25 protein-coding genes are annotated in these 21,890 nt (G+C 38.0%); 11 read left to right on the top strand and 14 right to left on the bottom strand.

The window, feature by feature from the left end:
- Window positions 1-12: 12 nt before the first annotated feature.
- On the bottom strand, window positions 13-903 hold the full coding sequence (locus H8B17_RS14150) for an Rpn family recombination-promoting nuclease/putative transposase (protein ID WP_190309860.1): 891 nt from the start codon (window positions 901-903) through the stop codon (window positions 13-15).
- A gap of 284 nt (window positions 904-1,187) precedes the next feature.
- Here H8B17_RS14150 and H8B17_RS14145 point away from each other — a divergent pair, with 284 nt between their 5' ends.
- Entirely contained in the window at window positions 1,188-1,625 is a 438-nt protein-coding gene (locus H8B17_RS14145) for a nuclear transport factor 2 family protein (protein WP_223816574.1), read from the top strand.
- Window positions 1,626-1,746: 121 nt separating this feature from the next.
- Here the strand turns inward: H8B17_RS14145 and H8B17_RS14140 are convergent, their stop codons facing one another.
- On the bottom strand, window positions 1,747-2,172 hold the full coding sequence (locus H8B17_RS14140) for a GNAT family N-acetyltransferase (RefSeq protein WP_190309859.1): 426 nt from the start codon (window positions 2,170-2,172) through the stop codon (window positions 1,747-1,749).
- Window positions 2,173-2,255: 83 nt separating this feature from the next.
- Between H8B17_RS14140 and H8B17_RS14135 the strand changes: the two genes are divergently transcribed.
- The 6 genes from H8B17_RS14135 (at window position 2,256) to H8B17_RS14110 (ending at window position 7,842) form a co-directional block, all read left to right on the top strand.
- On the top strand, window positions 2,256-2,906 hold the full coding sequence (locus H8B17_RS14135; RefSeq protein WP_190309858.1) for a histidine phosphatase family protein: 651 nt from the start codon (window positions 2,256-2,258) through the stop codon (window positions 2,904-2,906).
- Window positions 2,907-3,343: 437 nt separating this feature from the next.
- On the top strand, window positions 3,344-4,096 hold the full coding sequence (locus H8B17_RS14130; RefSeq protein WP_190309857.1) for a phytanoyl-CoA dioxygenase family protein: 753 nt from the start codon (window positions 3,344-3,346) through the stop codon (window positions 4,094-4,096).
- Window positions 4,097-4,276: 180 nt separating this feature from the next.
- On the top strand, window positions 4,277-5,260 hold the full coding sequence (locus H8B17_RS14125; RefSeq protein WP_190309856.1) for an erythromycin esterase family protein: 984 nt from the start codon (window positions 4,277-4,279) through the stop codon (window positions 5,258-5,260).
- Window positions 5,261-5,534: 274 nt separating this feature from the next.
- On the top strand, window positions 5,535-6,302 hold the full coding sequence (locus tag H8B17_RS14120) for a KilA-N domain-containing protein (protein ID WP_223816573.1): 768 nt from the start codon (window positions 5,535-5,537) through the stop codon (window positions 6,300-6,302).
- Window positions 6,303-6,541: 239 nt separating this feature from the next.
- Window positions 6,542-7,180, top strand: coding sequence for a hypothetical protein (locus tag H8B17_RS14115; RefSeq protein WP_190309855.1), 639 nt, complete (start codon window positions 6,542-6,544; stop codon window positions 7,178-7,180).
- A gap of 143 nt (window positions 7,181-7,323) precedes the next feature.
- Window positions 7,324-7,842 (top strand): DUF4269 domain-containing protein, encoded by a 519-nt coding sequence (locus tag H8B17_RS14110; RefSeq protein WP_190309854.1) that lies wholly within the window; start codon window positions 7,324-7,326, stop codon window positions 7,840-7,842.
- Window positions 7,843-7,902: 60 nt separating this feature from the next.
- On the opposite strand, the gene H8B17_RS14105 is transcribed toward H8B17_RS14110, so the two are convergent.
- Together H8B17_RS14105 and H8B17_RS14100 are read right to left on the bottom strand one after the other, a co-directional pair.
- Entirely contained in the window at window positions 7,903-8,481 is a 579-nt protein-coding gene (locus H8B17_RS14105; RefSeq protein WP_190309895.1) for an Rpn family recombination-promoting nuclease/putative transposase, read from the bottom strand.
- Window positions 8,482-8,922: 441 nt separating this feature from the next.
- The gene (locus H8B17_RS14100) at window positions 8,923-9,189 is read right to left on the bottom strand and encodes a hypothetical protein (RefSeq protein ID WP_190309853.1); all 267 of its coding nucleotides are present in this window, start codon (window positions 9,187-9,189) and stop codon (window positions 8,923-8,925) included.
- Window positions 9,190-9,456: 267 nt separating this feature from the next.
- On the opposite strand from H8B17_RS14100, the gene H8B17_RS14095 reads away from it, so the two are divergent.
- Entirely contained in the window at window positions 9,457-10,329 is an 873-nt protein-coding gene (locus tag H8B17_RS14095) for a TraB/GumN family protein (protein WP_190309852.1), read from the top strand.
- A gap of 98 nt (window positions 10,330-10,427) precedes the next feature.
- Window positions 10,428-10,601 (top strand): hypothetical protein, encoded by a 174-nt coding sequence (locus H8B17_RS14090; RefSeq protein ID WP_190309851.1) that lies wholly within the window; start codon window positions 10,428-10,430, stop codon window positions 10,599-10,601.
- Between the two features lie 539 nt (window positions 10,602-11,140).
- Here the strand turns inward: H8B17_RS14090 and H8B17_RS14080 are convergent.
- The gene (locus H8B17_RS14080) at window positions 11,141-11,866 is read right to left on the bottom strand and encodes a hypothetical protein (protein WP_190309850.1); all 726 of its coding nucleotides are present in this window, start codon (window positions 11,864-11,866) and stop codon (window positions 11,141-11,143) included.
- A gap of 528 nt (window positions 11,867-12,394) precedes the next feature.
- Here H8B17_RS14080 and H8B17_RS14075 point away from each other — a divergent pair.
- Window positions 12,395-13,174 carry a phytanoyl-CoA dioxygenase family protein gene (locus H8B17_RS14075; RefSeq protein ID WP_190309849.1) on the top strand — a complete coding sequence of 260 codons (780 nt, stop codon included), beginning with the start codon at window positions 12,395-12,397 and terminating at the stop codon, window positions 13,172-13,174.
- A gap of 110 nt (window positions 13,175-13,284) precedes the next feature.
- On the opposite strand, the gene H8B17_RS14070 is transcribed toward H8B17_RS14075, so the two are convergent.
- The gene (locus tag H8B17_RS14070; RefSeq protein WP_190309848.1) at window positions 13,285-13,752 is read right to left on the bottom strand and encodes an OsmC family protein; all 468 of its coding nucleotides are present in this window, start codon (window positions 13,750-13,752) and stop codon (window positions 13,285-13,287) included.
- Between the two features lie 765 nt (window positions 13,753-14,517).
- Here H8B17_RS14070 and H8B17_RS14065 point away from each other — a divergent pair.
- Window positions 14,518-14,943, top strand: coding sequence for a hypothetical protein (locus H8B17_RS14065; protein ID WP_190309847.1), 426 nt, complete (start codon window positions 14,518-14,520; stop codon window positions 14,941-14,943).
- 113 nt (window positions 14,944-15,056) lie between these two features.
- On the opposite strand, the gene H8B17_RS20675 is transcribed toward H8B17_RS14065, so the two are convergent.
- The 8 genes from H8B17_RS20675 to H8B17_RS14025 form a co-directional block, all read right to left on the bottom strand.
- On the bottom strand, window positions 15,057-15,473 hold the full coding sequence (locus H8B17_RS20675; protein WP_223816572.1) for a helix-turn-helix domain-containing protein: 417 nt from the start codon (window positions 15,471-15,473) through the stop codon (window positions 15,057-15,059).
- Window positions 15,474-16,281: 808 nt separating this feature from the next.
- Window positions 16,282-17,352, bottom strand: a complete 1,071-nt coding sequence (locus tag H8B17_RS14055; protein WP_223816571.1) for an FUSC family protein — start codon at window positions 17,350-17,352, stop codon at window positions 16,282-16,284.
- 12 nt (window positions 17,353-17,364) lie between these two features.
- Window positions 17,365-17,856 (bottom strand): VOC family protein, encoded by a 492-nt coding sequence (locus tag H8B17_RS14050; protein ID WP_190309846.1) that lies wholly within the window; start codon window positions 17,854-17,856, stop codon window positions 17,365-17,367.
- Between the two features lie 31 nt (window positions 17,857-17,887).
- A complete protein-coding gene (locus H8B17_RS14045) occupies window positions 17,888-18,184 on the bottom strand; it encodes a DUF3861 domain-containing protein (RefSeq protein WP_190309845.1) in 297 nt (98 codons plus the stop codon).
- A gap of 111 nt (window positions 18,185-18,295) precedes the next feature.
- The gene (locus tag H8B17_RS14040; protein WP_190309844.1) at window positions 18,296-18,697 is read right to left on the bottom strand and encodes a DoxX family protein; all 402 of its coding nucleotides are present in this window, start codon (window positions 18,695-18,697) and stop codon (window positions 18,296-18,298) included.
- A gap of 55 nt (window positions 18,698-18,752) precedes the next feature.
- Window positions 18,753-19,163, bottom strand: a complete 411-nt coding sequence (locus H8B17_RS14035; protein ID WP_190309843.1) for an Rrf2 family transcriptional regulator — start codon at window positions 19,161-19,163, stop codon at window positions 18,753-18,755.
- 118 nt (window positions 19,164-19,281) lie between these two features.
- Window positions 19,282-20,712: an amidohydrolase family protein gene (locus tag H8B17_RS14030; RefSeq protein ID WP_190309842.1), complete on the bottom strand. Its 1,431-nt coding sequence runs from the start codon at window positions 20,710-20,712 to the stop codon at window positions 19,282-19,284.
- 158 nt (window positions 20,713-20,870) lie between these two features.
- Window positions 20,871-21,545, bottom strand: a complete 675-nt coding sequence (locus H8B17_RS14025; RefSeq protein WP_190309841.1) for a hypothetical protein — start codon at window positions 21,543-21,545, stop codon at window positions 20,871-20,873.
- Between the last annotated feature and the right edge of the window lie 345 nt (window positions 21,546-21,890).

Below are 21,890 nucleotides of genomic sequence, written 5' to 3'. Positions count from 1 at the left end.
ATTTTTTTGTTATTATTTTAGTTCTTCTATTTCTTCAGCCGATAAACCGGTAGCTTGGACGATATCTTCCACAGCCATATCCATGTTTTTCAGTTTTAGAGCAATAGCAAGAGCGCCTTCTTTCCGACCTTCTTCAAGGCCCTTTGCTCTCGCCTTTTCCTGTTCTAAAATAGCCGTCTGGCGGATCGACTCCGCATCCCACTTATTCTTTAAACTTGCATTGTACATATCGCGTTCCTCCTTATTTAACTTAGTATATGCCGCAATGGCGAACAGCTTCTCAAAAACTGGCTTACGGAGATAGGTCGGCAGCTTATCCATTTTGGACATGTTTTTCAAAACATGCAGCCACCTGTCCAGATCAACCGTCAGTTCCTGTTCGCCTTTGGTAAAATTAACCAATTCTATGTAAATAAACCCAAGATGGTCGTAAAAAACTTCGCCGGAATCTCTGTTGCACAGACAGATGTCATGGAGATATTCCGTGCTACTGTTGCCATCAGGCATGGGAAAGCCATCCATTAGCACAATCACATAAACCTCGCTGATCGTATAGCCCCATCCACGCCGGTTACCTTTGGGCGCCTGGTCTGCAATCAGTTTGCTGCCGTAGTAAAGCATACGTTTTTTTAGATTCGTCTGCGGGGTCCGCTGTACCTCGATAATGAACTGTTCACCGTCGCTTGCCGTGCACGTCAGGTCAAAAATGACCGTACCGACTTCTTCGGTGTCACCTACGTGTTCATTCTTGTTGTAATAGAGGTTCTCGATAAGCTTCCGCCCCCGGAACAGCTCGTTGAGAAAGGAGATCAATAGATCCTTGTTCGTCTCGGTTCCGAATATACGCTTAAAACCGAAGTCGGTCGTCGGATCGATAAATACAGGTGTTGCCTGTTGCTTCATAATAAGTAAATTTTGATGTACATAATTCTGATAATTGCGAAGCAAACTTAGGCAGTAGCACCTCTAAAAGCCGGTAAACAAACGCTTATAGTCGTTTATAAACGTTTAAAAACGGCTGCTGACTATTTTTAAAACAACGTTCACCGATTTTTTTAATGCAATTACCGAGAAATGCCGGAGCTTGGTCTAATCGTTATTCGGTAAATCTTCATCTCGCAATACCTTTGAGATATCAAATAAGAAATAGAAAAAATATTATACATAACACATTAAAAACTACAGATATGAGAACGACATTGAAAACGACATGGAGAACTATCCCAGCAGCATTGATCATGGTAACATCCCTAAGCTCCTTTGCTTCGGAAAAAGCCAATCCTCTGAAAAATGTAGAATCGGACATCGTAATTGGTTCCTATATGGATGCTGTTACCGTGGGTAGCATCGACCTGAACAAGTTTCTTTTCGCAGATGATTTCCAGTACAGCAACGTGAACAATAATGACAGCGCGGGCAAAAAGGAATACATCAAATACCTGAAGGCCAACAAGGGTAACAAATATGACTGCAAGAGCAGCTACGAGATACTATCGCAGGACGGAAAGGTATGCGTAGCCAAAGCAACGATAGCATTCGACAATTTCACCCGCGTAGACTACATCACGCTGAACCAGGGAAAGGACGGCTGGAAAGTAAGCAAGGTGGAAACGACTTATCCATAGAAGACTTTTGTTTAGTGGGGGTAGCATGTGATACCTCCCGACGTTTAGTTTAGTTAGCAAAGCCTGCAAATGCAGGCTTTCTTTGTTTGCTATAATAGCAGGAACTCCTGCAAACTATGTATTAATGCTTCAATACATAGATAGAACTATCCTTTATTCTAAAACCAAGATTTTCATAAAGTTTGCGTGCAGCAGTACGGTGGCTTTCGGTAAATAAAAGCACTTCCGTCAAATTCATTTTACTAGAATAGTCGAGCAGATGTTCTATCAATTTCCTACCGATTCCTTTACCTCGATATGCATTATCAACGACAACATCTTCTATCCAGCCTTTATGTCCGGATATAACACAGTAGACAGCCATTGACGCAATACCAACTAGATTCCCGTCTTGAAAACCTCCTATCAGATAAACGCCATTGTCCACCCGCAAGACTTGAGAAAGATCCTGATATTTTTTACCGGGACTTAGCTGCCTATATAATGCTATAATTTTTTCTCGAATAGTACTGTCAATATTAGAAAGATCTAGTTCTTTAATGTCCATCGTTCAACGTTTGTTAATAAATACACAAACATAAACATAAAATTCACTACATTGTGATTCATCGTTTAAAACATGAGTAGAAAATGCAATCAAACACGACAGCTATAAAAAGAAAAAATATTATAACTATTCAACATCCCGAATCTGTGCATCATACCAATGGAATGGTTGGTTCATGGACAGATTGGGAACTTTCTGAAAAAGGGAAGCGCTTAGCGGAAAATATTTCTAGTCATTTGAAGCAAACGATTCACCATGAAAACTTCGTTATCTATTCTTCTACTCTGAAGAGAGGGGTACAAACAGCTGAAATTGTAGGAAAAAAATTAGGGCTGTTTCCTAAATTAACAGCATCGCTAAAAGAACGAGGGCTTGGAGCAGCTATCGGCAAATCTGTACAATGGCTCAAGGACAATATAGAACAAGAAGAATTGATGGTTTATGATAAGTGCTTCGCTGATGCGGAATCGAGATATGATGTTTGGAAAAGATTACTACCGTTCTATGAAGAGATCATCACTAATGAGGAAGAAAATATAATCATCGTATCTCATGGCGATACACTAAGTATATTTAATGCGATGTGGCTTGGATTGGATATAGAATTGCTCAACAAAATTGACCTCTATGGAACAAGCGGGGGTGTTTCTTTTTTGTATCAAGATAATAGGGGTAAACGAATAATCAAAAGATTAAGTGATACATCATTTATGTATCCTAGTGCAAATCCTTAAAAAATCCTGAGGCTCCCCGCTTCAGAATTTTTTTTATGGCAGCTCCGCTCCTCGCCTCTTTCCCAGAAGGATATAAAACTAAAAAGATTTCGATGCCACTGCATAATTGGGCAGAAGTCTTTCTTCCTGAGTTTGGTTGGCTTATACATTGATCTACGTAGGTGTTTTTTCTTCTGGAGCGGAGCGATACAATGAGGTCATGAAGGATTATCTAAAACGGAAGAATGGTCCGGGATGGGAGGAATGAATACCATAAAAAAGACGGTTTAATCCGTAACACTGTAAAACACTAAGCCGGCTCATCAGCTACTGGCGATTCTAGTGCAAGGCTTCTCGCTTTATTAAGCAATAATGCACAATCACGACGACTCGAAAAATTTTGAAAAATGATATTTTAAGATTAATATTGATATCACTGTTGCTAAAACATGAAAATAATGACTTCAAATATTTATGCTACACAAGGATATGTTGTCTTCAAAAACTTCTTTAAAGAAAATGAATTGCTCAAATTAGAATATATATTAGAAAAATTTCACAACATATGGTTAAGTAATAATCAAAAGGATTACAAAAATGGGCTCATAAATAGTCACAGCATTACCTCGAGCAGCTATATAAATGAGGAAGAAAGACTTTTCATTTTTAAATTTATCTCAAAAAGAAATATTGAAAAAATTGTCGGTGAAATTTTTCCGGATGAAGCATTATTTTTAAACACGCAATTATTTTTTGAACCTTTTAATCAAAATCAGCATAATTATTGGCATCGGGATATCCAATATACGGGAAGGTCTATCAACGAGCAGAAGCAAAAAATCAAAACAGAAAATATTGTTCATTTTAGAATTCCATTAAGACGGGAATTAGGGATAGAATTAATTCCTTCTACTCATAAGGAATGGGATACAGATGAAGAATTCGAAACGAGGCTTTCTTTGAACGGAAGAAAACCGAGTGATAATTTACAACGCGGTAAAATTATACAAATGGACCGAGGCGATTTACTCGTTTTTTCAGCTAATATGATTCATAGGGGATTGTACGGAAATAATCGCCTAACTTTTGACATCATCTTTTGCGATAACACGCAAGACTTTAAATCATTCCTAAACATAAATGATTGTCCAAATACCGAAGAGATGGAGTCATTAAAAGAATCAAAAATATTTAAGAAATATATTATATGACAAAAAACCAATACAATCACTGAACAGCTCAAGCAACGTATGGCTGAACTGGGCCGCAAACAATATTTTATCGACAATAATTAACAACCATTCCATTCTAACATGCGCGAAAACTGAACTATCAATTTATGGAAAACTCCCCTTCTAATCATCTTTATACTAGTACCACAAGATAAACAGATGACTGAACGCTTTAAACTTTATACCAAAATCTTATTAGCTGTCCTCTACTGCTGTCTCACGGATAATATCCGTGCGCAAGATTCGATGGCTCAATGGGTAAACAAAAACGCAATTGATTTACAAGACGATACATCCGATCAGGTAAATGATTTCCGGTTTTTAGATGAATTGGTAAGCTGTAAGTGTTTGGTAGGACTCGGAGAAGCATCTCACGGAACCGAAGAATTCTTTAACATAAAGAGCCGCATTTCTAAACACCTTATATCTAGCATTGGCTTCAAAGTACTTGCGTTTGAAATGGATGAAGAAGTGGCTATGTTATTGGATAGGTTTGTCCGTACAGGCAATGGTGATATCCGCAAGGAGCTCCTCGCCTACGGTCTATATAATTCGGCCGAGCTTTATGAACTATTTCAGTGGATATACAGATTCAATTCGTCTCTTCCGGATGAAGATATGGTTCGGATAATGGGGTTTGACAGCGAAAGTTACTGGTCTAATCCTCTGGCAAGAGATAGCTTGATGGCAGACAATTTTAATAGGCAATATGATGTATTGACTGAGAAAGCTATTTTATGGGGACATAATATCCATCTGGCGAAAGACACAACCATGGCAGCATATCGAACCATGGGATATCATCTGGCGAGTCGATATAATGATCAATACTACCTGATATTGACAGATACATATAAAGGAACTTACCACGTACTCGAAAATGGAAAACTAAAAAGCTATCCTTTCTCCGGCCAAGCGAACGCCACGGCAGCTGCTTTAGGGGAAGTTAAATATCCTGCATTTTTTATAAATATGAATAATCGGTGTAACCCCTGGAAGGATAAACAGTATATGATCACTAATCTCTATGCTAATTGGCAGGGTGACCCTACACCGTTGCCGGTTTTGCCGCGAGCAAGTTTTGATGCACTGATCTATATCAGGGAAACCACACCATCTATACCACTGGACGACGAGCGATAGTATCACGAAGTTATAACTGGGCAGAGACGGATGGGCCGATAGTAAAGGAGATACTACATATATAATGAGGTTCTTGTTAATATGTGTTAAATATACACTTACAAGAAACGAAATGCACGCAATTGTCGTTATATTTGTACTTCATAATTTAGGTTTATAATTGGTTAGTTAGTTAAAAATCCTGAGGCTCCCCGCTTCAGGATTTTTTTTATGGCAGCTCCACTCCTCGCCTCTTGGACGTGTCCCGGAAGGATATAAAACTAGAAATATTTCGATGCCGCGGCGTAATTGGGCAGAAGTCTTTCTTCCTGAGTTTGGTTGGCTGATAGTTGATATACTATTGTATCAAAACAATGATGAAAATTTCATTTCTCTTACTGATATCGCAAGACATAAAGACGCTTTACATACGGACTCTATCATTCAAAATTGGATGAGAAATCGTAATACCATTGAGTTGTTGGGTTTTTGGGAAACGATTTACAATACAGATTTTAAACCCCTCGAATTCGAGGGGTTTAGAAAACAAGCCGGATTGAATAGCTTTGTGATGACTCCTAAACGATGGATTGAAAGCACAAATGCCATAGGCATAGTTTCAAAATCTGGTAGATACGGAGGAACATTTGCTCACAAGGATATTGCCCTAGAATTCGCAGCATGGATTTCCATCGAGTTTAAATTGTATGTCATCAAAGAGTTCCAACGCCTTAAAGACGAGGAAAACGACCGATTAAAACTAGACTGGAATCTACAACGGACATTGGCTAAAGTCAATTATCACATCCATACCGATGCTATCAAAGAAAACTTGATACCAAAGGAAATCACAAAACAACAGGCTGGATTTGTCTATGCTACCGAAGCGGATATACTTAATGTAGCTCTTTTTGGCATTACAGCTAAAGAATGGCGAGAAAGGAATACAGATAAAAAAGGGAATGTGCGGGATCATTCATGCTACCCTAGAACAGCTCGTCGTCCTAAGCAACTTAGAAAGTATCAATGCATTACTAATCCAACAAGGGTTGTTGCAAAGTGAGCGGCTTATTGAACTGAATAAAGTGGCTATTACGCAGATGAGGTCGCTGTTGGAGAATAAAGCGATTAAACGGCTGAAATAAGGATATCCGAAAAATTAATCATAGAACACAACAACGAAATCTTGATCTGCCAACAATCCGAGCGGATGAAGTTGCCCCTGAAATGGGAATTAATAGTTGAAATTGCAACATTTACATCTTAACTTTACTGCACCAGCGTACAAATAAGCCGAAATATATGCAAGAATTTATTCAACGAATTATACGGTACTGGAAGGGCACCGAATTAAACCTAAAAGAAGAAAGGAACGTTAGTAGTCGTGAAACTTGCCCTGAGAAAAAGGAAGAGATGATCAGATCTGCTGCTACTTTTTTACCAGAAAATTATCCAATTGATGAATCATTGCTGGTAGAGGCGATGAATGAGCCGATGTTTGCATCTGTCGCTAGCGCACACGAGTATCTGCTCTCTAGAGCTAAAAAAATAAAGTCTATACGAAGACCTCTACCTATAAAAGAGAAATACAGTTATTTTTTATGGCAGACCTTTTGTGACGACAAGAAAGAATTGATCGAGGTATTCTCGAAAGACAAGCGTTTGACTGAGATAACAGAAGAAACAATGGAATTATCCGCCGCAAAAGCAGATATACTGATATTGTCCAGTGGAGGGGACCATTTCGATGTAAACGATCTACTTTCCAAAATCGATTTGACGGATAAATATGTTATTATCTGCTCGATATTTTCAGAGAGCAAGATTAGGGAACATGTACTTTATCGAGTAGATAAAACAATCAACCCGTATAAAATTAAACGCGAACTAGCTCACTTTGATTTTATTGAAGAGATAATCAAAGAAGCAAGCAAGGCCTAACCAGCGCCGTCACAGAACGGGATGTTAAAATCTTAATCTGCTGAGGCTCGGCGTAGATAATTTATCTAATCGCCGCTGAAAATCTAGGATTAACTACGACCAGGTATTAGCGGATACACGCAGTACAACTGTAAATAAAATAAATGGAGATTGATTTTAAAGATATAAGCTATTTACAAAGAGGGAATGCAAGACAACGTAGCGCCTACGACGTCATAACGAAATATCAAATTCTCGAAAAACTGAAGGGCTACCGCCCCCTTGTTGTTGGAACGATTCCTATCAATATTGATATTGAAAGAAGTGATCTGGATATTATCTTACAAACAGAAAATTTTGAGTCGTTGGAAAAGCTATTGATCCGACTGTTTGCAACGCATACAAAGTTCGCCATAAGACATACTGACAAAAATCTGGTTTGCAACTTCGAAATCGAAAACCTTCCTCTGGAGATCTATGCTTCAACTACGGAGACAGAGAAACAGACAGGATATCTACATATGGTTAAGGAGCATCAAATTATCAAGTCAAAAGATGAAAAATTCATCGAGAAAATAAGAGATCTGAAAAGAAGGGGTAGAAAAACCGAACCCGCCTTTTGTGAATTGTTGGGGATAAGCGGAAATCCATACGTCGAGATATTCAACTATAAAATTATATAGGTTAATAATTGGTTAGTTAGTTAAAAATCCTGAAGCTCCCCGCTTCAGGATTTTTTGTTATTATTTTAGTTCTTCTATTTCTTCAACTGATAAACCGGTAGCTTGGACGATATCTTCCACAGCCATATCCATGCTTTTCAATTTTAAAGCAATAGCAAGAGCGCCTTCTTTCCGACCTTCTTTCCGGCCTTCTTCCCGACCCTCGTCAAGGCCTTGCTTTCTCGCCTTTTTCTGCTCCAAGATGGCTGTCTGGCGGATCGACTCCGCATCCCACTTATTCTTTAAACTTGCATTATACATATCGCGTTCCTCCTTATTTAACTTGGTATATGCTGCAATAGCAAAGAGCTTTTCGAATACCGGCTTACGGAGATAGGTAGGCAGCTTATCCATTTTGGACATGTTCTTCAGAACATGCAGCCACCTGTCCAGATCAACGGCCAGTTCCTGTTCGCCTTTGGTAAAATTAATCAATTCGATATAAATAAACCCAAGATGTTCGTAAAAAACTTCGCGTGAATCTCTGTTACATAGACAGATGTCATGGAGATAATTGGTGCCTGGTCTGCAATCAGTTTGCTGCCGTAGTACAGCATCCGCTTTTTTAGATTCGTCTGCGGGGTCCGCTGATCGAGCTATTTCTAGAGACGAGGAAGATGTATAGGTAGGAAGTGCTACACGTGATAGCGCTCCGAGTACATAATTTACCTAATCGCCGCTGAAAATATAAGCTTAACTGTGCGGAAAGTATTAGCGGAATACACGCATAGCTTCTTGACCAATCTAAACTAAAGCTATTGCCTGTTATTGAAATAGGGGCTTGATTCCCTATTCTTATATTCTTATCATAGGTATTGGACCCCACAACCGACTTTAAAAACACGTTTCCAGCGGTGTTATTTATTCTTTCAACCTTCCATTAGTTATTGCCAAGACTTGTCAAGTTAGCTACTCCTGTAGCATTCTCCAATGATACTGTGCCAGGGTTTGTTATTGTATAGATTCCCTCGTCGCATATTTGGTCGGGGCCAATTATTGTAGATGGCAGCGAAGGACGCTCAAACGTTGTACCAATCGTATTTATAGGCCTAAGTATTTAATTGGATCTACTTCCAGATTGAACCCTAGAATATAAAAGGTTTTCTCTGCATCATTATAAATTAAACTATCTACTGGAATATTTGAATAAAGAGATAGTTTGGTAATGACAGAGTCTCTAGGGTATTCGATGCCATTTTTCAAAAGAATTTTGTCCTCAGAAATACCGGATTGGTTTGAGTCATCCTTTTTACAGGCAGCGAACGCGATGCAACCTAGCGCGATAAATGATAAGAGTTTTGTTTTCATGTTTATATGATTAATTGATTATCTAAAGATTACACTAGAATTCGCGCCGTGATATTTTCTGCTAATCGTTATTTCAGCTTTTCTATGTTTCAATAGACAAACCAATATCTTATCTTAGCCGAATGACAATCGATGCGTTAAAGAGCGCGCTGCTCGAACGGGAGTTCCCGGAGCGTATTGAACTTGGACACATAATAGTAACCAATACTTCTTTGAACCACGATTTTTGGTATAAATGTTGGCTATACGCTAAAAACATCGGAAATAATGAAAAATAAATTATGCCTACTAATATTTCTTGTCGTCCAACAATTCGCGTTTGGCCAAAATACGATTTTATGGAAAATATCGGATACTATAAATAATAAGGAATCATACATTGTGGGAACTTTTCATCAATTTGGAAGCTCCTTTGTAGATTCAATTCCAGAAATTAAAAAAGTGCTTCTGAATGCTGAACTTGCTGTTTTTGAATCAATTGATCATATAGACAGTACAAGAAAAATGATTGATCGCAGAAAATCATCACTTGAAATTGAGAAGAGACTCAAGAAAAAAGACTTCATAAAACTTAAAGAAATTGCGAAAGATTGGCGTGTTGATTTGTACAAACTAAAGCCGTTAGAAATCAGTTGGAAACTACAACAAGAATTTCAAAAAATTAAATGTAGAACGACGCAACCCACCGATAAGTTCAAACATTTCGACAATTATTTAATTTATACGGCGAAAAAACATAAAATTGAGATTTATGGACTGGAAACAGATAGTCTACAGTTAGCTTTAATCGACGAAGAAAATAAAAGCCCAAATTGGAGAAAGGAACGAAAGAATATTCGTTATTGGATTAAGCAAATGACAAGTGACAAGCCAAATTTGAACGCTTGTAGACTTGCAGATAAGTATAGAAAATTTGATATAGATTATGAGTTTGAAAAGGAATGTGAATCGGATATCCTACTTGCTCAGCGAAATAAGGAATGGATGAAAATTCTTCCCGATATGTTGAGAAAACAAAATATATTTATTGCGGTCGGATATTCTCATTTAAAAAGAAAATGCGGGATTCTCGAGCAATTAAAAAATATGGGCTTTGCAGTTGAACAAGTCGCCCTAAAGCCAGTTGCCAATATCTCTTAAAGACACAGTAACCTCCGTTATAGACATGGAGCACGCAAAGGCGGGATAAAACCAATAGTAATATGTAGTATAAACTTATTTGGCTGATCCCGTTTGACGTGCAGGAGCACCTGGAGAATCCAAATGCTGCCATCATCGTGCCGAACATAGAACTGAACGTTATACAGGATCGGAAGACCAAAACAACCATTCAACTTGTGGGATTGGATAGGGAAGCCTACACATCGATCTGTCAAAAAAGCACGCAGCCATCTGCACCTTTGTCCTGGTGATGCGCAATCGTGACAGTTGGAATGGCCATATCGAAGATAAATAGGTCATGGAAATGCCATTGGCGGTAAGTATTGAGGTTTACTGCGCAGTTTATTTGTTAATAGGTGTTAAATGCACATTTCTGATTATTCTGAATCATGTCGTTTTAAAGATTGTAAACACATAGACGAACCGGGATGTGCTGTTTTGGAAGCAATAAACAACAATACATTAGACCGTAAAGTCTACGAAAGCTATTTGAAACTTCGTAAAGAAGCTTGGCACTTCTCTACTTCGGAACATGAAAAGCGGAAGAGGGGAAAATCTTTCTCGAAAATTTTGGAAGAAGTAAAGAAGCGCAAATCAAATTTCTAGTTTCTATTTAAACAGTGGGGATATTCCTAGATTGGAGTATTTCCACTGTTTTATCAAAGTACTACTTCTCTATCATTCAGAATCATCGAATAGATAGATATTTTAACCCCTTGTTCGGTTTCTTATGTTGACGTAAGCCATACGGGATCGAAACCGATGTCTATTCAGTGGAAGCTGGAAGAATCTATCCCGGAGTATCTTTGGACGGCATCGGCGAGGATGGTGGTTGGGTAGTCTTGAGTATATTGACCATCTGCTTATAGATAGGCCATTTCCCGGTATCTTGATTACGAAATAGTAATAATAATTTATAGACTGGAATTATCAAAGCTGACACGAATAAAATATACATCCATGATTGCAGAGGCGCATCTCCAATATTTCCTACCAAGAGATTTCTGATATCGTCATTAAGCAGCCCCAGTGCTCCACCGATTAGGGCCATTAAAAATAGTATTTCTTCTAAGGATTTCTTACGGTGTTTTTCCAACTCTTCAATAGTGTGTTGCCATTGTTCGGGTGTACTTACACCATGTTTCATAAGATATTCTTTAAGCGCTAGATGGCGATGTTTATAGACAAACTCTGGAAAGGGAAGCTGCTCCGGATTTTTCTGCGAATTAAGCCATTTCCCCTTCTTTTTGTCGATGAACTTGAAATAATATTGTATTCCGATAAGGTAGATGATATACAATCCAATAAAAATAATCATATTGATCATTCTTTCACTGCCAAGTATCGGATAGTTATAAGTTCTTAGCCCGAATACAAACACAATAATTAGGGGAAGAATCAAAACACACAGTATCCGGTTTCTGTGCTTCTTATAGCCTCCACCATTTATCAGTGCTTGATAAGACAATTGATCGCGATAAAACTTGTAAAGGTCGGGGATAGATAAATCAGTCATAGCACAAACATAAAAAATTGTTCGTAAAACATTATATTTCGTTAAGATTTGTTAAAAAGGCATTACAAAAATAATAAAGGCACACGAATTGACGTTATTTTAGTAATTCATAATTTAGGTTAATAATTGGTTAGTTAGTTAAAAATCCTGAGGCTCCCCGCTTCAGGATTTTTTGTTTTGTGCGTGGCGAATGATTCTTATTGCACCCAAATTAACTAACGATATCGTTACCTAAATAACCCTGCTACCCTACTTTTGGGATATCAAATAAGAAATAGAAAACATGTAGATACAATACATGAAAAACTACCTTTGAAAATAAACAGGGTGCCGAAAAATTGTTTTATATTTGTCAGATGAGAATGACTGTAATGTTATAATATCCTTTTCTAGCTTAGTTCTTAAGCAATGCGCTGTGTACTTTACACGTAGCGTGTTTTTCTATTTTTAAAATTTCATTAATAATCTAAACTAATTCGGTCAACAAACAATTGTTGCTCCAAGTATTAGTTTTTATCTCGAAAAATTATGTCAGAAATACTAAGTAAAAAGGAAATAGAGCAGTTTGTTCTTAACGGTTTTGTTCGCATTGAAAATGCTTTTTCCCAAGAAATTGCAGATGCAGCTTTAGATGTTTTATGGGATGACCTTCCTTGTGATAGATCCAATCCCTTCACTTGGACTGAGCCTGTTATACGGTTGGGCATGTATACGCAACAACCATTTGTGGAGTCGCTAAACAGCAAAAAATTGCATTTAATTTTTGACCAGCTGATTGGTAAAGATAGATGGATACCTTGTCGAAGTGTTGGGACATTTCCAGTCAGGTTTCCGTCTGTTCGGAAACCTAATGATACAGGTAAACACGTAGATGTAAGTTTTCCTGGAAATGATCCTAATAATTATTTTGAATGGCGTGCCAATGTAAAATCAAAAGGGCGGGCTTTGTTAATGCTCGTATTGTATTCGGACGTCAGTGATAATGATGCACCTACGGTCATTTATGAGGGTTCTCACATTGATGTTGCGAAGCTTTTAGCTAAAGAAGATGATTTGGGCCTTTCTTTTATGGAACTTGCCAGTAAATTAAACGACCTGCCCGAAAGAAAAGAAGTATATGCAACGGGCAAAGCCGGTACAGTTTATTTATGTCATCCGTTTCTGGTTCATTCAGCTCAACCACACAGTGGAACCATTCCTAAATTTATGGCACAACCGCCATTACTGTTGAGAGGTGAATTATCTATTTCAGATTCTACTGATGATTATGCTCCGGTTGAACAGGCTATTCGGTTGGCTTTAGAATAGTCGGAAGTGAATTGCGTATAAAGAGGTTGCATTGTGCAACCTCTAACACTTCTTATCAAGGTTGATTGAGGTTGATTTCCATAATCATTTCGGGATTTTCAAATTCTGTATTACGTGATGACAGTAGGTTTATGATGAACAGGGAAGTTGCATGATTTTGCGATGTAACACATTTCATTTGCCTTTTTATGCAAATCTATAGCTGTCTCTATCATCGCTTTCTCGCTCACCGTTATAACTGGATTTAAAGTAACTTCTTTGAAAAAGCCACTTCCATCCTCAGTTTCCTGCATTACTCCGCTTGCATTCTCATTATATTTTAAAACTACGATCCCGGCCTCGGCGCACAGGTGAAGATACCAAAGCATATGACATGCGGAAAGCGAAGCCACCAAAAGCTCTTCAGGGTTATAGCGCATTTTATTGCCCCTGAATGCTGGGTCAGATGATCCTGGTATTGGAGGTTTATCTGTTCCTGATATTTCAAAATCTCTGTTGTAAGCAGCGTAGCTACTCGTACCGGTTCCATTGTTACCAATCCAGTTTATTCTCACATCGTAGAAGTGTTGTTTTTTCATCAGTTAGTTTTTTATATACAAAGATGGCAAAAAAACCTTGATCGAGTCATCATCAATTTTTAATGTGTGATCTAATGCCACCTGATCCCATAATAGTTTGTCCGCCACACATTCCTCCAGCTCCATGCCCTTACCACATAGCTTAACCACTGGATTGTTTTAATCCATTATCCTGAATTTCGCTCCGCCTCTACCCTTTTGTGCAGATGGACTGCCGGTTCACTAGCTATTGCCGAACACGCGCAAGCTATATGGTTTTCTTACAATAGCATGAAAAACTATGATTGGGCAGAGGCGGATGTGCCGGTAGTAAAGGAAATACGGCATATACGACGAGGCACTTGTTAATATGTGTTAAATATACACTTACAAGAAACGAAATGCACACCATTGTCGTTATATTTGTACTTCATAATTTAGGTTTATAATTGGTTAGTTAGTTAAAAATCCTGAGGCTCCCCGCTTCAGGATTTTTTTGTTCAGTACCGGACACCACCTGTCGGGTACTGAACAGCCGGAAATCTCTTCAAAAAACACAAACACCTTCAAAACAGCAAATTGAACACTTTGGCAGTTGGCTTGCAATCCTTTTGGCATGAACAAACAAATAGATAAATGCATTCACCGATTTTTTTACCGCCGTTACCGAGAAATGCGGGAGCTTGGTCTAATCGTTATTCGGTAAATCTGTCCACCACACTACCTTTGAGATATCAAATAAGAAATAGAAAAAATAATATACACATCACATTAAAAACTACAGATATGAGAACGACATTGAAAACTATCGCAGCAGCATTAATTATGGTAACATCACTAAGCTCCTTTGCTTCGGAAAAAGCCAATCCTTTGAAAAACGTGGAATCGGACATGGTAATTGGCTCCTATGTGGATGCTGTTACCGTGGGTAGCATCGACCTGAACAAGTTCCTTTTTGCAGATGATTTCCAGTACAGCAACGTGAACAACAACGACCGTGCGGGCAAAAAGGAATATATCAAATATCTGAAAGCCAACAAGGGCATGCAATATGACTGCAAGAGCAGCTACCAGATACTATCGCAGGATGGCAAGGTATGCGTAGCCAAGGCAATAATGGCATTCGACAATTTTACCCGCGTAGATTATATTACCCTGAACCAGGGAAAGGACGGCTGGAAAGTAAGCAAAGTGGAAACCACATATCCGTAGCAGAATTTTAGATTTTTGTTTCAATAGTGGGACATGTCGTGAGATAATTCCAGATGTTTAGTTTAGTTAGCAAAGCCTGCATCCGCAGGCTTTGATTTTTTTGAGGTATCAATTTAATACATAAAACCAAAAAGCCAAACGGGAATAATATTACCAAAACCTATTTCTATCCCGTCTTTCGCTACGAACGCATTTTCTGTACTAAGAATTTGCTTTTTGGCTTTGTTTTTACCTCCGATTTCAAATGTATAACTTTTGTCAATCACAAAATCGGCAGCTTCAGAAAGATTTATTTCGTGTAAGCCCTTGGACCGATTGAGGAAAAATGTTTCTCTTACATTCCCTATATTGGTATTATCTTTTGCGAGGGCAAACATCAAGTTGCTATTGTTTAGGTATAGCTTTTTGGGTTTCGTAAGTACGCCGATGCCGGAATTATCTCTGTATAGTTCATTTACTAATCCGGCACGTTCTAATATTTTTATGCTTTGCACCAACATATTTCGGGATACGCCTATTTTTTCACTCAATTTTGTGATATTTGGTGTAAATGGAACACTTGAAGCTATGGTTATTAGAAGTTTTTTCAGCTTTAGCAACGTCTCGTATTGAAGCTCCTCAACTGCATTGATGTCGATCTCAATAATAAGATTAATGGTATTTTGTAATTTTTGGATGTATAGATTTTCGTTTTCAATGTGGTTTTTCCAGAACCTCTCGCACCTTTTATTGCAATCAGTCGGTTATTCAAATCTATTTGATGTACAAGATAACGTTGTATCTCGAGCGATATTTGGGATATTTTCAATTGAAATTCCAACAATAAACTTTCCATATTTGCTGTTTATAAAAAGCAAATACATTTGCTTTATGTTAATTTTAAAAAGCAATTTTACATAATTTATGCTTTATTTATGAAGTGCTTTATTTATGAAGCAATCGCTATTTTGAAGTTCGACCGTTCATAAGATGGTGTAGTGTAAGATCATTCCCGTCATCAAATGGGTGACCCCGTCCTAAAATAGCTATACAGTTTATTCCAGAAATGGCAAAAAGTATAAACTTTATTGAAAGGGGAATTGAAAAAAATATTCAAAGATTAAAGGAGCGCAATCTTATGCTCGAAAAGAAGGAGAACGGTCAGGATCAAAAAAAATCTACAAAGGCATACTGTTTACCGTCTTTCATTTTCATTATACCGTTCACGGCATCTTCCTTGCCGTGTGTTATCACTTTCTCTATGGTTAGTGCAGCGGTGCAAAAGAATTTATAACAACAGAACTTGGAATTTAGATGATTAAACGCGAAAAAATATCCGCTTCTTTTAAAAATAGCTTTTCAGTTATTATTGTTTCGGCTTTTTCGCCTCCATACCCTTGCTCTCCTCAAATGAATCGCAGCTTTATAGTGCATCCTTTCCTGAAATAATACCCAGCCGCCCAAGGCCCCAATTGTGCTACCGATCGTAATGTCTACCAATCTTGCAAAGAAAACCTGATTGGTATTTTGGGAGAGTACACCGTGCGATTCTGCCAAAAAAATGGTAAGAATAGTAATAAATACCACAGCAATGGCGTATTTTCTCACCACTAAATATTCTACAATAATTTGTAAAATAGTAATGCCGATCACCATAAACAAAGGTGTTGGATTGCCAAAAGCGATTAACCAGGTAATACCCAAGCCCAATAAGGTGCCCAAAACGCGTTGTGATGCTCTTAACCAAATATGTTTCGTAGTCTGTCCCTGCATAACGGCAAGGCAAGAAATAGGTATCCAGTAAGGATTATCAAAATCAAGCAAAAAAGCTATCATCAAAGATAGGCCAACAAACAGTCCGAATATCAAAGATTCCACAATATTAATATAAGGTTTCTTCTGTGGCCATTCTGCCTCCGTGTTATCAGCTGGTTTTAGGGTGAGCAGACTATAGATGAGCCCGATGCCGCAGGTAAGGATGGTTCCTAATGCTACATAGCCAATTTTTTCGGGAATGCGTTCCCAGTCAAAAGGAGTGCTTATCGCCATGGAAGCCACCATGATAAAAAAGAAATTTCCGGGAGGTCGGTTAAGCTTTAGCTTATGCAATGAATAGTGTATGCCAAATGAAAGAACACCTAATGCCAATGGGGCAAATACGGGGCTGAAAGAAAATAACAAACCAACCGTATAGGAAATCATGATTCCAAAACAACAGGTCATCAGCAGGATCATCCGCTTTTCCAAATTATTTGATTGGATGTACAGAATGGATAATCCGGCTAAAGACCCCAGTTTTCCGGCTTCAATATTATCTATAAGCCAACCTATAATCATGGGGGTACCTACGCACAAGCCCGCAATAAAAGGTAAATGCCATTGCCTGTTTGACTTATTAAATGAAAATATTTGTTCCAACTTCTCTTGCAATCGATAATAGTTTTATAAATTCAATTCGTTTCGTAAAGAAACCAGATCCAAAGGTCTCGTGTACATTTCCAAGGTTCCATCTGCCTTTTTAGGCCACAATTCCTTAGGGCGATCCCAATACAGTTCAACACCGTGGCCATCCGGATCGTCAAGATACAATGCTTCCGATACACCATGGTCGCTGGCTCCGGTAAGCGGATAATTTGCTGCGCGTATCCGCTCGAATATTTCGGCCAGATCTTTTCTGTCAGGATAAAGAATAGCTGTATGATAGAGACCGACACCATTGACTGATGCTGGTGGAGCGCCTTGGCTGTGCCAGGTATTCAAACCGATATGGTGATGATAGCCTCCGGCTGAAATAAAAGCAGCCTGATCGCCATACATCGTGGTTATTTCAAATCCCAAAAGACCTGAATAAAAGGATAAAGACTTTTCTAAATCGGATACTTTGAGATGAACATGACCTATTCTTGTTTGAGCGGGTATTTTATATGCTTCCATTTGTTATAGTGTTTAATTAAAATTACATGATTTATTCTTTGCTCTTCAATTTTTTCATAAACTCAACAAAAGCCGGTTGTAATTCAGAGAACAATTCTTTGTCCTTGTTCTTCATAACTACATCACCTAACAGCTTTAAGCCAATGGCAAATTGAACTGTTTGGTTATCGTCTTCAAAGAGTTTCTTTTCTGTAAGAACGTCTAAGATTTTATAGATATTATCGTGGTTATTAAAGGGAAAACGAATGGGTTCCTTATCCACAACTTCACCTTTATTGTCTTTTAAATAGTTAAAAGTTACTTCGTATTCGTGTGCTCTTTTATTCATTATTTCCTGTTCTGGGTTATTATTTCAATAATTGCTGCAACCAATCTGCATATGCGTTAATTACTTGTTTAAAAAAGTCTGGTGTTTGCGCTCGTAATTAAGAATCAGTTTTTAATCCCATTTGTGCTTTGATGAAACAGCATATTTTCCACCACCTGTAAAAATCAATCCCAATCCGCCAAAGAGGAATAAAGCGATTCCTTCATGTAACCAGGCTCCTGATTTACCTAAAGCGAAAAGCGGTTCTATGTGTGCCATCAAAAAGGCTACCACCATCACCGCAGTAAACACCACAGCTGCTAATCGGGTTCTGTAACCAATAATCAGCATCAATGCCGCAATGGTTTCGCCTGAATGAACGCCGTACGCCAGAAACTCAGGCATTCCGATATTTGCCAACATGCCTTTGATGCCATCTACACCATTAATTACTTTGTGAAATCCGTGCATAAACATCAAGATCCCCAACGTTAATCGAAAGATTAATAATCCTAAATCAATGTTTTTTTTCATTTTAAAATTGCTTTAAATTTGTAACATCTTTTGTTACACTTATGGTTAAAAAAAATTATTTAAATTGATCAACAAAAGATTTCAATGATTTCTTTTCCAAGGCATGGATTACAATATCATCAGTCTCATTAAATAATTTTTCTAATTCGATATTGATTTCCTTTCCGATCGGACAATTCGTATCATCGCAGGTATTTTTCTTTCCAAGAACATTGGAATTTTTCACTGCATTGAATATATCTGCCATCGAAATCTCACAACTTGACTGACTTAACATCGAGCCGCCGTCTTTTCCTTTTTTACTCATCACCCAACCTTGTTTATGCAAAACAGAAAGCTCTTTTCGCACGATTACGGGATTGATCTTGATGCTTTCTGCAATCCACTCAGAACTTAACCATTGGTCGGGATATTTCGCCAATAGCGTCAAGATATGAATGATGGTTGCAAATCTTGTATTGTTCATAATGACGCAAAGTTAAGACAAATTTATAACTGTAATAAGTTTAATTACAGTTAATTTGTACAGTGCATAATATCGCGATAGTTCATGATGTTGATTTTATAGGTTAGAATATCTGGAATTATTTACATGGTGAAGCTGGATTGTCTTCCACGATTTCAAACAAGTATCTTTCTGCATTCGTTCTGAAAATTTTATCGCGAAGATTGGGATTACTTTCAAACAGCTGTATAAATGCTGTTTGGTGTGTAACGAAACGTTCGCCTTTGGCAAATAAGGCCACCCAGAAATCGGTACCAAACAGGATTCTATCTTGCACGCCGGACGTGTTCTCATTCAATGTTTTCATGAAGGAGCCATATACATGTGGACTTGTAAATGCGTACGAAAAATCGGCAAAAACACCGCTATAGCATTTCATTAGATTCAAAATAGTACGTTTTCGTGCTAGATAATCTCTGCTGCTATGTATATTCTCGTCGAAAAAGGCTTCGTCATTTCCGAAATGGGCAAAGTTGATTTTGAGGTTGGGATATTTTCTGAGGACACTCTCCCACCGTTTGGGGTCATTGAGATAGAATACGCGGTCTTTTCTTGTATCACCAGGGACAACACTTTTTTCCTGTTTAAAATCTTCGTAAACCCAGATATCTTTGCTAAAAGTACTGACGATCTCCCCTCCACAGTGCGTTACTATTGGAATCTGAAATTCCTGGCATATTTCGTAAATTGGCTCCAAACGATAATCACTCGGGGAGTATCCTAGTGCGGGATAGAATTTAACTCCAAAAAACAATCCGGCTTTTTTCCGGTCAAAAGCCTTCAAAAATAAATTAAAGAGATGTTCTTCACTATCTTCGTCCTCGTCCATTCTACGCGGGTCTATCGCTAAAAAAGGCAAGACGGGGTAAGCGCGGGCTAAGGTATTATAATCTTCTATCTGTTTACTAAGAGAACGCTTTACCGGCCCCTTAAATTCATTATAAAAATCCATCATGAGGGCACAGGTGATTAATGATTTTCCCTTAAACCCATTTATATTGGTGACGGCAAAATTTTTAAAGAAGTCTTTTAAAATCTCTTCTTGGCTGTTTTTTCGCAAGAACCGACTAAAAACGTAATATGCCGCTTCACGCCCGCTGTCTATATGCTCGATAAGCGGAGCTCGACTATGCGCCTTCTCGAAGGTGTCTTCTATATCTTTCCAAGTGATATCTGTTGGCGGATTTTCATAAATATCCTCTTCTGTAGAATAATGATAGGTATTTCTAAATTCTTCAACTGCATAGTCTATTTCTTCGGTTTTTCGCGGAGTAAATGGTGCCACATCTCCATCATGCAGACTTTGAATTCCACGTGTCCGCTCGCCGAGCATTTTCAATAGAAAGTAGAACTCATTGATACAATCTTTGTGAAAGGTATGTACATGGACATCATAGATATGTCCATCTTGTGATTTTGCATGCTGTACCTTTTCACTGATGCGGAGCAAGGGTTGCGGAGAAATAACATTGTACTCCCTGCATTTGGTTTTAAACTGATCGGGGGTCATAATTGTAAGTTTGTTTATAAATTATAAGTATCTCGTTAGTTAGAAGTTATGCATAAAACTAACCATTATTTTTAATTTTTACAACTAATGGAATCATGTCGCCCATCAAGGGAAAGAATTCGAAGCCTGACCTATAATCATTTCAGCAGTATGATTCATTACTTCTTTCCTTCTGTCTCTGTTTTAAGTCTCCACTCTTCCTTAAACCAGAGGTTTCCTTTTAACTTCTCTATATATTCCCTCTCCTTCTCTTTTCCCTTTTCGGTGAAGTACCATTTGAAATAGAGACTCGCCCGGTCAGCTTTCGTTATCACCATTTCCGTACAGTATATATATTTTTCTTCAAAGGCTTCTTCCAAAGGAATATTATAAAAATGGATGCTATCCGCATTGAACATATCCCGAACAAATTTTCCGGTGACCGTAGTGACATGTTCGTCGAAAATGAACGAGGAGTCCGTTGACGATAGCCCTAAAGCTTTTGTTAAACGAGTTGTTATGCGATGATAAGGAAGGCGGGTTTCCTTATAAAAATAAGGATATGGCATAATAGGATATAGCAGGAGGCATTCTCCATCTACAGACTGTAAGTAATGGAAATCATACAGTCCTTTAGCTTGATCCTCTGCATTTCGATTCTTCCAAAACGGAATATTGATGGGGTCAGTCGCCCTAAGTACGGTAAACCCATTGGGCAGCTTCCCTTTAATAGAAAAGAAGCGGTTCATAACCGTGTCGATATAGCGATTAAACAAAGTGTCACCTTGTGCATACACAGGCGTGTCTATTGAAAACATCAACACAAATAAACAAACGTAAAATAAATTCTTCATAATTTTAAAATTCTAGGGCGCCGTTGCTATAGAAGTGATTACGGACAACATATCATATAAAGATAATAGATTATAATTTAAGTATATGCGCATATATACAACAGCGGAGATACTTATTGGTAATGAAATATTGCATTATGCTGTTAGGATTATATTTCGTTAATATTTGTTAAAAAGGCATTGCAAAAATAATAAAGGCACACAAATTGACGTTATTTTAGTAATTCATAATTTAGGTTAATAATTGGTTAGTTAGTAAAAATCCTGAGGCTCCCCGCTTCAGGATTTTTTTATTATTATTTTAGTTTTTCTATTTCTTCAGCCGATAAACCGGTAGCTCTTGCA

The sequence above is a fragment of the Sphingobacterium arenae genome (assembly GCF_014692505.1).
GTDB classification, from domain to species: Bacteria; Bacteroidota; Bacteroidia; order Sphingobacteriales; family Sphingobacteriaceae; genus Sphingobacterium; species Sphingobacterium arenae.
This window is presented reverse-complemented; position numbering and strand designations above follow the sequence as displayed.